The following is a 12,700-nucleotide window of genomic DNA, read 5'->3' as shown; positions in this document are numbered from 1 at the left end:
AGCCCATGTTCTCCATCAGGCAGCCCAGATCGGAGAGCTTTTGTGCACTCGCCTTGAATTCGTAGAACTCGTTGCGCGGGCAACCGTGATGCACCAGTTGCTCGGTGTAGAAACGCGGCCGTTGCCAGGCATCCAGATCGGCCACGCCGAGCGCACCGAGGACCAGTGAGAGCAGGGTGTCGACCACCCAGCCAGGATGTGTCGGGCAGCCGGCCACGTTGATCACGGGCAGCCCCGACACGGCGCGAAACTCGTTGCCGAGCAGACCGCCTTTCTGATCGCCGTCGAACTGCAGTCCGCAGGCGTCGGTGATGTTCTCGCCGCTCGAAACGATGCCGCCGTAAGCGCTGCAGGTACCGATGGCGAGGACATGGTGGGCGCGCTGCGCCAGATCGCGCACCCAGTCGATCAGCGGGCGGCCACTGCCGGAGAGCATCTGGAAGCGGCCACTGCCGTTCGGTCCGCGCAGCAGTGCACCCTCGACACACAGGATGTCGAATGGCCGGCTACCGTCGGCCGCTACCCGCAACAACGCCAGCGCCTCGTCGCCGCTGGCTTCCGACACACCGGGATGGAGCAACAGTTCGATGCCGCTGTCGGCCAACTGTGCGAGGACACCGTTGCGATTCTCGGCGCCCAGCAGCGACTGCGTGCAGCCGCCGCAACCCGCCGCCTGCAGCCAGACGACTCTCATGCCCGCTCCAGTCCGTAACGCAGCAGCTTGTTGCGCAGGCCGACGCGGGACAGGCCCAGTTCGCTGGCCGCGCGCGACTTGTTCCAGCGATTGCGAATCATCGTCTCCTTGAGCACCCGCGCTTCAAGCGCCGCCATGCGCTCCTTGAGCCCGCCGTCAACGGCGATCAGGTCGAGCAGATTGTCCTCCTGCTGGTCGAAGGCCGGCGTGCGCAGGATGCGCGGCGCCAGCAGGTCGGCACCCAGGCGCGGCGCGTCGGCAAGCGCCAGCATGCGCAGGATTTCATTCTGCAGCTCGCGCACATTGCCCGGCCAGCGATAGGCGGCCAGGCAAGCGAGCGCCTCGGTGGTCAGGCCGTCCACCGGTTTGCCGAGGAACTTCTGGCTGGCTTCGAGCAGGCGACCGGCGAGCAGCGGGATGTCCATCGAACGTTCGCGCAGCGGTGGCACGCGCAGGGTCACGGTGGCCAGCCGGTAGTAGAGGTCCTCGCGAAACGTGCCGGACCGCACCTCGGCTTCGAGGTCGTGGTGGGTGGCGGCAACGACACGCACATCGACCGATTGCGAGCGGGTGGCGCCGAGCGGCCGAAACTCTCCCTCCTGCAGCACACGCAACAACTTGACCTGGAACACCGGACTGGTATCGCCGATTTCATCGAGGAAGATGGTTCCGCCATCGGCCTGCTGGAAACGACCGCTGCGGTCTTCATAGGCGCCGGTGAAGGCACCGCGCTTGTAACCGAAGAGCTCGGCTTCGAGCAACTGGTCGGGCAGCGCGCCGCAATGCTCGACGACGAAGGCATTCTCGGCACGCCGGCTGCAATAGTGAATGGCGCGGGCGAGCATCTCCTTGCCGGTGCCCGATTCGCCGCAGATCAGCACCGACAGGTCGAAGGGCGCAATCCGCTCGACCAGACTGCAGACTGCATTGAGCGGGCTGCCGGGGGTGCGGATCAGCCCGTCGAGGGCGAACTCGCGCCGCGCGCGCCGGTATTTCGTCTCGACGCGTCCGGCCAGCACCGGCTCGGCGGTGCGCAGTTCGAGTGAAAGCCTTTGATTCTCCCTTTGCAGGCGATGCACCCTGGCCGCGGTCTGCAAGGTCAGCAACAACTGCTCGGGTTGCCAGGGCTTCATCAGATACTGGTAGATGCCGGCTTCGTTGACCCCGGCAATGATGTCCTCGGCATCGGTGTAGCCGGACAGGATGATGCGCAGGGTATCCGGCCACTGGCTGCGCACGATCCTGAGGAACTCGACACCGCTCATTCCCGGCATGCGCTGGTCGCAGACGATGATCTGCACCCACTCGGTCTCCATGATCCGCTGCGCCTGCTCCGCGTCGGCGGCGGTGAAGACCTCGAAGTCGTCCTCCAGCGTCCGGCGCAGCGCTTCCTGCGAACGCAGCTCGTCATCGACCACCAGAACGGTCGGCAGGCGCGGCTTCGGGTTGCTGCTCATCGCGGCACGCTCCAGCCGAGTTCACGGTGGATCGCCAGGTGACGCGGGGTCCACGAGTGCGGCGTTCTGTGTACGAAATGATGGCGTGCCACGTGGTAGCTCGGATCGAAGCCGTAGAAGTTGCGCTGCATCTCGGCGAGTTCGGCGGCGCGATAGCTGGCCAGCGGCCTGGCCGCCTCGTCGGCCAGGCGGCGCCCGCGCTTGTTCTGCAGGCGGGCGGACAGATCGGGGGCGGCCGCCAGCTCGCCGGCGCGGCGCGCGACGTCGATCCGGAACGTCTCGGGATCACCGGTCAGGCAGGCATCGAGGAAACCCGTGGCGACACCGGCAACCGCGCTCATCGGCAGACGGTCGCGCATGATCGCCTGCGCCGCCCGGGCGCCGACCCGGGCCGGCAGCAGGTAGGTCCAGTACTCCGATCCGTAGAGGTTGCCCATGTTGCGGTAATGCGGGTTGAGCAGCACGCCGGCACGCGCCCAGACCAGATCGGCAGTGCGCGCCAGGAAGCAGCCACCAGCACCGCAGTTGCCCTGCAGGGCGGCGATCGTCAGCTGGTTTGCGTTGCAGATGATCGCTTCGGCGAGGTCGTCGATCGCGTTGATGTTGGCCCACGACTCGTCGGCCGGTGATTCGGCGGCCTCGATCTGCTGCAGGTGAATGCCGTTGGACCAGTAGTCACGCCCGCCCATCAGCACCAGGACGCCGACCGGCCGCAACGTCGCCCACTCCCAAGCCGCCTGCAGGCGCTGGCACTGCCGGGTGCTCATCGCGCCGTTGTAGAAGTCGAAGTGCAGGAAACCGACGCCACCCGATTCCTCGTAGCGGATGTCCTGCCAGGTCTGCCGGGCGCTCGCCCAGCAGGCCGCTGCCGGAGCGGCCAGCGGCGCCTCGGGAAGGCTCGCCAGTTGCCTGGCGAAGACCTGCGCCGCCGGCAACCTGAGCGAGCCGGCAGGCTGCCGGCGGCGCACCTGGCCGATCCACACCGCGCCATCGACCGTCGCACGCAGGATCGCCGTTTCGCGCCAGGCGATCACTGCCCCCGGCGGAGCGCCGCGCAAGCCGTCTTCCGGCCAGCCGTCGAACAGGCTGCACGGCTCGCCAAACAGCTCGTCGGCCACCCCGGGAAAGCCGTCGGCGGCGTTCAGGCGGGCAAGCACGCGCGCCGTGTCGTCGTGCTGCCAGTCGATGGCCCGATCGCTCTGCTTCATCAAGGGGCGCAGAGTGCCGCGCGACGCTGGTGCGGCAAGCGCCGACGGGGTCGGGACAAAGCTGCCGCCGGCAAAGCGCTCGACAGCCCGAAGCACGGCACGGCTGGCGGCCTCGCACACTTCACGGCGGTAGAGGCTGGACTTCCTGGCGCGGCGCAGCGGAAAAACCTCGGTCGCCCAGACCGGACCGGCATCCATTTCGCCGGTTGCCTGCAGCACGGTGACGCCCCAGTCCGCTTCACCCTCCTGGATCGCCCAGTCGAGCGCCGAAGGTCCGCGATCACCGACGATCCCCGGGTGGACAATCAGGCAGCAATGCCGCTGCCAGATCGAGGGCGGAATCGCCCGCCGCAGATAAGGTGCAATGATCAGTTCGGGCTGGAACAGCGCCACGGCCTCTTCGCTCACCGGGTCGGCAATATCGTACTCGACCGATAACTGATGTCCCAGCGCACGGAGTTCGCAGTACAGGCGCTGACTGAGGCTGTTGAAGGCGTGGCAGAGAAACAGAATGCGCATCGTCCGTGATCGCTCAGCAGATGCGTGGCAACTGGTCGCCGGTCAGCCAGTCGACGATGCGCCGGCCACCCAGGGTGGTGGTCATCTGTACGAAATGCCGCGCGTCCTCATGCACGCTGCCGACGATGGCCGCGTGCCGGCCAAGCGGATGCGCGCGCATCGCGACGAGCAAGCGCTCGGCGTCGGCCGGCGCGACGATCGCCAGCAGTTTGCCTTCGTTGGCGACATACAGCGGGTCGAGACCGAGGAATTCGCAGGCGGCGGCCACCGCGGGCTGTATCGGCAGAGCGCTTTCCTGCAGCATCATGCCCACCCCCGACTGGCGGGCGATTTCGTTCAGCGTGGTGGCGACGCCGCCGCGCGTCGGGTCGCGCAGCGCGTGGATTTCCGCCCCGCTGGCACGCATGGCGGCGATCAGGCGGTGCAGCGCGGCGCTGTCCGAGACGATGTTGGCGGCAAAGCCGATGCTTTCGCGCTGTGCCATGATCGCCATGCCGTGTTCGCCGATGCCGCCCGAGACGATGATCCGGTCGCCCGGCCGGGCGCGATTGCCCGACCAGTCGGCACCCTCGGCGACGACGCCGACGCCAGTGGTAGTGATATAGACGCCGTCGCCCTTGCCCTGCTGCACCACCTTGGTATCGCCGGTAACCAGCGGCACCTCGGCAGCGCTCGCGGCATGCGCCATCGAGTCGACCAGACGCGCCAGATCGCCGAGCGGGAACCCTTCCTCGAGAATGAAACCGGCGGCGAGATAGAGGGGCGTCGCACCCATCACCGCGACATCATTGATCGTGCCGTGCACCGACAGGCAACCGATGTCGCCACCGGGGAAGAACAGTGGCGAGACGACATGCGCGTCGGTGGACATCACCAGCCGGCCTGGCGGCATCGGCAGCACGGCGGCGTCGTTGCCCTGTCCAAGATAATTGTTGCCCAGCCGGCTGGCGAACAGTTCGTCGATCAGTTGCGCCATCGCCCGTCCGCCGCTGCCGTGCGTCATGTCGACCCGACCGTGGCGCAGGTCGAGTGGTCGCACATAGCCTTTGCGCTGCGCACTCATTTTGCCACCGCCACTTCGCCAAAGCGACCGAACGAGTAATGCGCCGCACAGGCGCCCTCCGACGACACCATGCAAGAACCGACCGGATTCTCGGGGGTGCACGCGCTGCCGAAGATGCGGCAGTCCTGCGGCCGCTTGACACCGCGCAGCACCGCCCCACACTCGCAGGCCGGGTGGTCGGCAACCGCCTGATAGTCGACCGCGAATCGACGCTCGGCATCGAAATCGGCAAAGCAGCCGCGGATGCGCAGCGCGCTGTAGGGAAGTTCGCCGAGTCCGCGCCAAGCGAACGAACGCCGCAGCTCGAAGACCTCGGCAACCAGTTGCTGCGCCTTGCGGTTACCCTCCCGCGTCACGGCACGGGCAAATTCGTTCTCGACCACCGCGCGACCGTCATTGACCTGCGTGATCAGCATGAGGATCGCCTGCATCACGTCAAGTGGTTCGAAACCGGCAATCACCACCGGCTTGCGGTATTCCTCGGCGAAGAACTCGTAGGGCCGGCTGCCGATGATGGTAGACACATGCGCCGGTCCGATGAACCCATCGAGCGGCACGCTGCCCCATTGCCGCACTGCCGGCGATTCGAGGATGCTGGCGATCGCCGACGGCGTCAGCACGTGGCAGCAGAGCACCGAGAAGTTCTTCAGGCCGAGCGCCTGCGCCTGTTTGATGACCACCGCCGTCGGTGGGGTGGTGGTCTCGAAACCGATGGCAAAGAACACCACCTGCCGCTCCGGCTCGCGCTGCGCCAGGCGCAGCGCATCGGCGCTCGAATAGATCATCCGGATGTCGCCACGTACACCACCGTTGCGGCCAAGGCCGGCTTTTGCCTTGAGCAGCGACAACCCGCCGGAGGCCGGCACGCGCAGCGGATCGCCGTAGCTGCACAGGGTGACTCCGGCCTCGCGCACGAGGCGGATCGCCATGTCGATCCGCCCGACCGGCAGCACGCAGACCGGGCAGCCCGGACCGTGAATCATGCGCACGTTTGGCGGCAGCAGATCACTCACCCCGTAGCGTGCAATGGCATGCGTGTGGCCACCGCAGAACTCCATGAAATGATAGTCGCGCGTGCGCTTTGCCGCCAGCCGGATGGCTGCCGCCAGTCCGCTGGCCAAGCCCCCGTCACGGAACTCATCGATGAACTTCATCGCGCGCTGCAATCCGCTGGCGACAACTGCATTTCCCGATCCTCCCGCGGTGCCCGGTCAAGCGCACCCTGCATCCGTCTCCAACAAGGCGACCTCGCCGAGTTCGGCAAACAGCGCCAGGGTCTTTTCGGCCTCTTCCGGATCGAGTCTGGTGAGCGCGTAGCCGACATGCACGAGCACATAGTCTCCGACCGCGACATCGTCCACCAGCGCCAGGGAGACTTCCTTGCCGACACCGGCCATCTCGATCCTCGCCTGCTCCCCGGGCAGCAGTTCGACGATGCGGCAAGGCAGAGCCAGACACATGAGCGGCGCTCCGCTACTGGGCCAGCAGATGCTGCAGGGCGACCCAGGCCTGACCGACCGACAGGCCGCCGTCGTTGGGTGGCACCTGCCGCGCTTCGATCAACTGCACTCCCTTCGCCCCGAGGCGGGCGCGCAGGCCGCGCACCAGCACCTGGTTGAGGAAGCAGCCACCGCTGCCGACCACCGCTCTCGTTTCCGGCGCGAGCACCCGCAACCAGTCTTCGATCGCCGCGGCCAGTGTCGCATGAAACAGCGCAGCGCCGCGCTCAGGGTTCCTCTCGTCGGCCAGAATGCCGAACAAGGGCAACAGGTCGAGATTGCCCCGGTCGATGATCCAGCCCTGGTCGAGCGGCAGAACGTCGCCGTAACGCAGCGCCATGCCTTCCAGCAGCATCGCCGCCTGCCCCTCGTAAGCCATGACGCTCCGGATGCCGAGCAGACCGGCTGCGGCATCGAACATCCGGCCCATGCTCGAGGTTGGCGGGCAATGGAGGTCGCCAGCGAGCATCTGGGTGACCGCCGGCGCCGCTGGCTGAGCCGCAAAGCGTTCGCCGATCTCGCCGGCGCGGCCCAGGCGGTGCAAGGCTGCCGCCGCCATTCGCCAGGGTTCGTTGGCGGCCCGGTCGCCGCCCGGCAGGGCGAGCTGCACGACATGGCCCAGCCGCTCGAAACTGGTCCCATCCACCCGCAGGAGTTCGCCGCCCCAGGCCGCGCCGTCGGTGCCCACCCCAACCCCGTCCAGTGACAATGCCAGAGTGCTGCCCTCGATGCCGTGCTCGGCCAGCACGGCAGCGGCATGCGCATGGTGATGCTGCACCCCGAGCAAGGGCAGACGGCGCTGCTGGGCGAAATCGGCGGCGAAACGGGTGGAATGGAAGTCGGGATGCAGATCGTGCGCGACGATCGCCGGTTCGACGCCGAGCAGCTTGATCATCTGCTCGACACTTTCCTCGAGGAAGTCGCAAACCGCGGCATTGTCGAGGTCGCCGACATGTTGCGAGACGAAGGCCTCGTCGCCACGCGTGACGCAGATGGTATTCTTGAACCAGGCCCCGACGGCCAGCACCGATGGCCCCGCGCGCTGCAGCTTGATCGCCCGCGGCGTGTAGCCGCGAGCACGGCGGATGAACTGCAGACCGGTGGTGGTGATGCGGGCCACACTGTCGTCGCAGCGCGTGACGATGTCGCGATCGTGCATCAGGAAGGCGTCGGCGATACCGTAGAGGCGCAGCAGGGCTTCACTGTTGCCGATCACCAGCGGTTCGCCACCGGGATTGGCGCTGGTCATCACCAGCGCCAGATCCTGCGCCCGCTCGAGCCAGCCCAGACCCGGCGGACGCCTGGCCGCCTCGTGAAACAGCAGGAACTGCACCGGGGTGTAGGGCAGCATGACGCCAAGCCAGCTCAACCCGGGGGCGACAGCGGGCAGCGCCGCGTCGCAACCACTGCGCTTCCTGATCAGGATCGCCGGCCGGGTCGGCAAGGTCAACAGGCCGGGTTCGCCGATCCCCATCTGGACAAACTGGGTCGCCGACGGCGCATTGGCGAGCATCACCACGAAAGGTTTCTCGTCGCGCTGCTTGCGCTCCCGCAGCAGCGCGACGGCCACCGCATTGCGCGCATCGCAGGCCAGGTGGAAACCGCCCAGGCCCTTGATGGCAACGATCCTGCCCTGTTGCAGAAGTTGCAGCGCGCCGGCGATCGGGTCCGCAGCCAGGCGATGGCCTTCGGCATCGAGCAGGAAAAGCTGCGGCCCGCATTTCGAGCAGCAGTTGGCCTCGGCATGAAAACGCCGGTCCTCCGGTCGCCGGTACTCGCACTGGCACTTGGGGCACATGGCAAAGGGCTTGAGGCTGGTACGCACCCGGTCGTAGGGCAGGCCACGACTGATCGTGTAGCGCGGCCCGCAGTTGGTGCAGTTGGTGAAGGCATAACGCCAGCGGCGGCTGCCCGGGTCGAACATCTCGGCCAGACAATCGCGGCAGACCGCGGTGTCGTGACCGATCATGGTCGCCGCCCGACCACTGCGGCTGTCGATGATCACGAAGCCGTCGTTGCCCCGCGCCGGCGTCGCAGCGCGGGCCACCACCGAATTGATCCGCGCCAGCGGCGGGGCCTCCTGCTCGATGCGCTGGACCAGTGCCTTGACCTGGTCCACGGCACCGCGCACCTCGATCTCCACCCCGCGCGAGTCATTGCGCACCCAGCCGGCAAGGCCCAGCTCCCTGGCCAGCCGCCAGACGAAAGGACGAAAGCCGACACCCTGGACCACCCCGCTGACGCGGATGTTCTGGCAAACGATCGAGTCTGCCATGTCAGCCTCGCGCACCGGTGGTCAGCAATGTCTCCAGTTCGGCGATCCGCCGGCGCAAGCCCGCCACGGTCGCCTGCTTCCTCTCGCGCACTGCAGCGCAGCCCTCCATCAACCAGTCCAGCCACTGGTCGGAGCCTTCGCCGGTGGTCGCCGAAACCTGGATCACCTGCAGCGCCGGATTGACCTGTTGCGCGTAGCGAATCGCCAGTTCGGCGTCGAAAGACAGATAGGGCAGCAGATCGACTTTGTTGAGCAACATCAGCGAAGCCGCGTGGAACATGTTGGGGTACTTGAGCGGCTTGTCTTCGCCTTCGGTCACCGAGAGGATGATCACCTTGTGCGCCTCGCCGAGATCGAAAGCCGCCGGGCAGACGAGATTGCCGACGTTCTCGATCAGCAGCAACGAATCGTCGGCCGGCGACAGTTGCTGCAGGGCGTGGCCGACCATGTGCGCATCAAGGTGACAGCCCTTGCCGGTATTGATCTGCAGCGCGGGAACGCCGGTTTCGCGTATGCGCTCGGCGTCGCGACCGGTCTGCTGATCACCTTCGATGACGGCCATCGGCAATCTCGCCCTGAGCAGTTCGATGGTTCGGCAGAGCAGCGTGGTTTTTCCCGATCCCGGACTGGATACCAGGTTGAGCGCGAAGATCCCCTGCTCCTCGAAACGCTTGCGGTTCTCTGCGGCGTAGCCGTCGTTGCTGGCCAGAATGTCGCGCTCGATCTGCACCAGGCGGGACTGGCTCGATTCGGGGGCATAATGCGTGGCATGATCATGACCGTGGTGCGCGTGACCGGCGGTGAACGGCGAATCATGCAGATCTTCATGCGGGTGGGCGTGGACGTGCCCTGCCGCGTCGCCCGGCGGGTGTGCATGGGTCGGCGCCGGCCACCGGCGCCCGCCAGGCTGATCGACCACGCTCCCGCTCGGGCGATAGCTCGTCGCAGCACGCCTGCCCTGCAGCGCAGCGACTCCTGATCCCGCCTGAGCCTGCGTCGAACTCTCCCCCCCGGCCTTGCCGGGCGCCGGCAAGGCCTGACCAGCGACGCGGGCCTCCCCGACGCCACAACCGCAAGTCGTACACATCTGCTGTCTCCTGTTGTTATTCGACCTCCAGCTCCTTCACCCGCATCTCGGTACCACCGGTTGCCTGAACCGGGTAACCGCCGCAGGCTGGGCAGGGGTCGTACAGCGCCGCGAGCGGCACCGTCTGATGACAATTAAAGCATAAACCTTGGCCCGCCACATGCACTATATGCAATCTGGCACCCTCGGCCAGGGTGCCGCGCGTGACCGCGCCAAAACAGAAGCTGATCGCTTCGGGTTCCACCGCGGAAAGCTCGCCAATCTCGACCTCCACCGTCCGCACGCGGGCAAACTGCTGCGCGCGCGCGGCTTCCTCGATGATCCCCAGAATGCCCACGGCAAGTGACATTTCATGCATCGACCAGCCTCAGTGCGCAGGGCACGCACGGATCGAGCGACAGAGCCAGACGACCGGCGGCACGCTGCGCCGCCAGCCGGGTCGACGCGGAACAACCACTGATCTCGCGCACAAAAGCACCCCGAGGGTGAAAGTTCCATTCGGTCGGCGCAATGATCAGATGGCTGACCACCCGCTCGCCATCGAGTTCGGTGCGATGGAGCAGCATGCCGCGCGCCGTTTCGACGCGCGCCAGGCCAAGGCCCGCAGTGATTGCTGACGCATCGAGCAAGCGCGAGAGGCGAGGCAGGTCACACAACCCGGCAGCCAGCCAGCGCAATTCGATCAGGCGCGCCAGCAAGCGTGCCTTGACGCGCTGGCAACGGGCAAGCAGGGCGGCAACCGCGGGCGCCTCGGCCTGCCGGGCAAGCACTCCGGTTTCTGCCGGCTGACCGGCAAGCGTCGGCGCGCTGGCGAAGTCGTCCCGGTCGATCAGCGACGCACATTCGCTGGCCGTCAGCTGCGGCAGCAGCCCCACCGTCAGCGGCGCCGGCTCCTGATCGTCGAGCAGCGGCAACTCGAAACGTGCCAGCCAGGCCGACAGTTCGGCGCCAAGCGCCGCCGCCGCAGCTCGATCGACAACCGCAGGCAAAAAGCGCTTGCGCCAGCCGCCAAACTCGCTCAAGCGGGGCACTGCCGAGGAATCATCGAGCAGCGTCGGCCAGGCGATCAGCAAGTGGTAGAGGTGCTCGGCGATGGTTTCGAGCGCCACCGGCAGGAGCAGGCCGTCGCCGGCAGCGGACGTGGCCGGCTCACCACGCGCCGCCTCGACGCTCAAGCGGGTGGCCGCAGCCTGTGTATGGCGGCAGAGGCTGAACAGCCGGGGAACGACCTCGAGCAGCCGCGCTGCCGACAGACCGCACAGCGTACGGGCCAGTGCGGGCCGGGTCGATACGACCCCCGCGGCAAGGATTTTCCTCCCGTCCCACGTCAGTATCAGCTCGAGAGACCCCTGTTCCACCAGCACGCTCCCGGAGAATGTGTCCTTAGGATACTCAAGGTCTTTGAATTCCTTTTGATTTCAGTCAATCCGGGGCTAAACTCCCGCCTTCACAATACGCTCCCCCGGCCTTGGTCACTTCCCGGATCTCCCTCTGCATGCTTGAAGCTTCAAATCTGGAATGCGTACGCGGCGAACGCCGCCTGTTCGTCGGTGTCAGCTTCCAGCTCGCGGGCGGCGAGATGCTCTACCTGCAAGGAAGAAACGGCTCCGGAAAAACCAGCCTGTTGCGCATGCTGTGCGGCCTGACGCCAGCCGCCAGTGGCGAGATTCGCTGGCGCGGCAAGCCGATCGCCCGGCTCGGCGACGACTTCCGCAGCGAGCTCTGCTACCTTGGCCACCACAACGCAATCAAGGAGGAGCTGACCCCGCTGGAGAACATCCTGTCAACGGCCCGGCTGGCCGAGGAGCCGCTCGACGAGGATGCCGCGCTCGATGCGCTGGAACTGGTCGGATTGCGAGGCCGAGAGGACCTGGCCTGCCGCTATCTCTCGCAGGGCCAGAAGCGCCGCGCCGCGCTGGCCCGGCTGGTGCACGAGAAACGCGCGCTGTGGGTTCTCGACGAGCCCTACGTGGCGCTTGACAAGGCGGCGACCGAACTCGTCGCCGGGCTGGTCGGCGCCCATCTGCAACGCGGCGGGCTGGCGGTGCTGACCACCCACCAGACAGTGGCCATCCCGGCCGGCGCCGTGCGCGAGCTGAGCCTGAGCGCCGATGCCGCAACGCAGCATCGGCCATAGCCGACAGGATGCTACCATTGATCCGTGCGGTCATCGGCCGCGACCTGCGACTGGCCATGCGGCGGCAGGCCGACATCGTCGCTGCAGTGTTCTTTTTCATCATCGTCGTCAGCCTGTTCCCGCTCGGCGTCGGACCGGAACCGGACCAGTTGCGCAAACTGGCGCCCGGCGTGCTGTGGGTTGCCGCCCTGCTGGCGACCATGCTCTCGCTGCCACGCCTGTTTGCCGACGACCACCGCGACGGCACCCTGGAGCAGCTCGCCCTGGCACCACAGCCACTCGGACTGATCGTGCTCGGCAAGGTGATCGCCCATTGGCTGGTCGCCGGTCTGCCGCTCGTACTGCTGGCGCCGATCCTGGGAATCCAGTTCGACCTGACCGATGATGCGCTGGCGGTGCTCACCCTGTCGCTGCTGATCGGCACGCCGGCACTGTCCGGTATCGGTGCCATCGGTGCCGCGCTGACCCTCGGCGTGCGTGGCGGCGGCGTGCTGCTGTCGCTGCTGGTTCTGCCGCTGTACATCCCGGTCCTCATCTTCGGTGCCGGAGCAGTGGATGCGACGGTCACCGGCCTGGGAGCACAGGCCCATCTTTCGCTGCTCGGCGCGCTCGCGCTGGGTGGCGTGTTTTTTGCCCCGTGGCCAACCGCTGCGGCCCTGAGAGTTGCCCTGGAATAGATGAGTAACCGTTTGATCAACTGGTTCAAGTACGCCAGCCCACAGACCTTCTACCCGCTCGCCGGAAAGATGATTCCGTGGTTC

Annotated in this window: 12 protein-coding genes; 2 read left to right on the top strand and 10 right to left on the bottom strand. The window is 66.9% G+C overall.

The features are described from left to right. The 10 genes from JNK99_RS17455 to JNK99_RS17410 form a co-directional block, all read right to left on the bottom strand. Positions 1 to 694 (bottom strand): HupU protein (locus JNK99_RS17455; protein ID WP_291855738.1); only part of this gene is annotated, 694 nt, incomplete at its 3' end. Continuing rightward, complete coding sequence (locus JNK99_RS17450; protein ID WP_291855735.1) at positions 691 to 2,151, bottom strand: sigma-54 dependent transcriptional regulator; 1,461 nt, start codon at positions 2,149 to 2,151, stop codon at positions 691 to 693. The genes JNK99_RS17455 and JNK99_RS17450, both read right to left, overlap by 4 nt. Further along, on the bottom strand, positions 2,148 to 3,878 hold the full coding sequence (locus JNK99_RS17445; RefSeq protein ID WP_291855732.1) for a hydrogenase maturation protein: 1,731 nt from the start codon (positions 3,876 to 3,878) through the stop codon (positions 2,148 to 2,150). Before JNK99_RS17445 ends, JNK99_RS17450 begins: the two co-directional genes overlap by 4 nt. Positions 3,879 to 3,891: 13 nt before the next feature. Then, positions 3,892 to 4,941, bottom strand: a complete 1,050-nt coding sequence (gene hypE / locus JNK99_RS17440; RefSeq protein ID WP_291855729.1) for a hydrogenase expression/formation protein HypE — start codon at positions 4,939 to 4,941, stop codon at positions 3,892 to 3,894. After that, positions 4,938 to 6,095, bottom strand: coding sequence for a hydrogenase formation protein HypD (hypD, locus tag JNK99_RS17435; RefSeq protein ID WP_291855726.1), 1,158 nt, complete (start codon positions 6,093 to 6,095; stop codon positions 4,938 to 4,940). The genes hypE and hypD overlap by 4 nt, the downstream gene beginning before the upstream one ends. 57 nt (positions 6,096 to 6,152) lie before the next feature. Next, complete coding sequence (locus JNK99_RS17430; protein WP_291855723.1) at positions 6,153 to 6,401, bottom strand: HypC/HybG/HupF family hydrogenase formation chaperone; 249 nt, start codon at positions 6,399 to 6,401, stop codon at positions 6,153 to 6,155. Positions 6,402 to 6,414: 13 nt separating this feature from the next. Then, complete coding sequence (gene hypF, locus JNK99_RS17425) at positions 6,415 to 8,715, bottom strand: carbamoyltransferase HypF (RefSeq protein WP_291855719.1); 2,301 nt, start codon at positions 8,713 to 8,715, stop codon at positions 6,415 to 6,417. A gap of 1 nt (position 8,716) precedes the next feature. Beyond that, a complete protein-coding gene (hypB, locus tag JNK99_RS17420) occupies positions 8,717 to 9,802 on the bottom strand; it encodes a hydrogenase nickel incorporation protein HypB (protein ID WP_291855717.1) in 1,086 nt (361 codons plus the stop codon). A 16-nt stretch (positions 9,803 to 9,818) separates the two neighbouring features. After that, positions 9,819 to 10,160 carry a hydrogenase maturation nickel metallochaperone HypA gene (hypA, locus tag JNK99_RS17415; RefSeq protein WP_291855714.1) on the bottom strand — a complete coding sequence of 114 codons (342 nt, stop codon included), beginning with the start codon at positions 10,158 to 10,160 and terminating at the stop codon, positions 9,819 to 9,821. Continuing rightward, on the bottom strand, positions 10,153 to 11,160 hold the full coding sequence (locus JNK99_RS17410) for a hypothetical protein (RefSeq protein WP_291855711.1): 1,008 nt from the start codon (positions 11,158 to 11,160) through the stop codon (positions 10,153 to 10,155). Before JNK99_RS17410 ends, hypA begins: the two co-directional genes overlap by 8 nt. Positions 11,161 to 11,297: 137 nt before the next feature. Here JNK99_RS17410 and ccmA point away from each other — a divergent pair, with 137 nt between their 5' ends. Both ccmA and ccmB read left to right on the top strand, forming a co-directional pair. Then, positions 11,298 to 11,939 (top strand): cytochrome c biogenesis heme-transporting ATPase CcmA, encoded by a 642-nt coding sequence (ccmA, locus tag JNK99_RS17405; RefSeq protein ID WP_291855709.1) that lies wholly within the window; start codon positions 11,298 to 11,300, stop codon positions 11,937 to 11,939. Between the two features lie 8 nt (positions 11,940 to 11,947). Next, complete coding sequence (ccmB, locus tag JNK99_RS17400) at positions 11,948 to 12,616, top strand: heme exporter protein CcmB (protein ID WP_291855706.1); 669 nt, start codon at positions 11,948 to 11,950, stop codon at positions 12,614 to 12,616. The last annotated feature ends 84 nt before the right edge of the window (positions 12,617 to 12,700 follow it).

This window comes from Accumulibacter sp., assembly GCF_016789985.1.
Taxonomy (GTDB): domain Bacteria; phylum Pseudomonadota; class Gammaproteobacteria; order Burkholderiales; family Rhodocyclaceae; genus Accumulibacter.
The sequence above is the reverse complement of the archived record's forward strand: the minus strand, read 5'-3'. Positions and strand labels throughout refer to the sequence as shown.

What these genes read in the sequence shown, in the direction of transcription:
- JNK99_RS17450 (WP_291855735.1), bottom strand. Translation starts at nt 2,151, where the DNA reads ATGAGCAGCAACCCGAAGCCGCGCCTGCCGACCGTTCTGGTGGTCGAT.
- JNK99_RS17445 (WP_291855732.1), bottom strand. Translation starts at nt 3,878, where the DNA reads ATGCGCATTCTGTTTCTCTGCCACGCCTTCAACAGCCTCAGTCAGCGC.
- hypE (WP_291855729.1), bottom strand. Translation starts at nt 4,941, where the DNA reads ATGAGTGCGCAGCGCAAAGGCTATGTGCGACCACTCGACCTGCGCCAC.
- hypD (WP_291855726.1), bottom strand. Translation starts at nt 6,095, where the DNA reads ATGAAGTTCATCGATGAGTTCCGTGACGGGGGCTTGGCCAGCGGACTG.
- JNK99_RS17430 (WP_291855723.1), bottom strand. Translation starts at nt 6,401, where the DNA reads ATGTGTCTGGCTCTGCCTTGCCGCATCGTCGAACTGCTGCCCGGGGAG.
- hypF (WP_291855719.1), bottom strand. Translation starts at nt 8,715, where the DNA reads ATGGCAGACTCGATCGTTTGCCAGAACATCCGCGTCAGCGGGGTGGTC.
- hypB (WP_291855717.1), bottom strand. Translation starts at nt 9,802, where the DNA reads ATGTGTACGACTTGCGGTTGTGGCGTCGGGGAGGCCCGCGTCGCTGGT.
- hypA (WP_291855714.1), bottom strand. Translation starts at nt 10,160, where the DNA reads ATGCATGAAATGTCACTTGCCGTGGGCATTCTGGGGATCATCGAGGAA.
- ccmA (WP_291855709.1), top strand. Translation starts at nt 11,298, where the DNA reads ATGCTTGAAGCTTCAAATCTGGAATGCGTACGCGGCGAACGCCGCCTG.
- ccmB (WP_291855706.1), top strand. Translation starts at nt 11,948, where the DNA reads ATGCTACCATTGATCCGTGCGGTCATCGGCCGCGACCTGCGACTGGCC.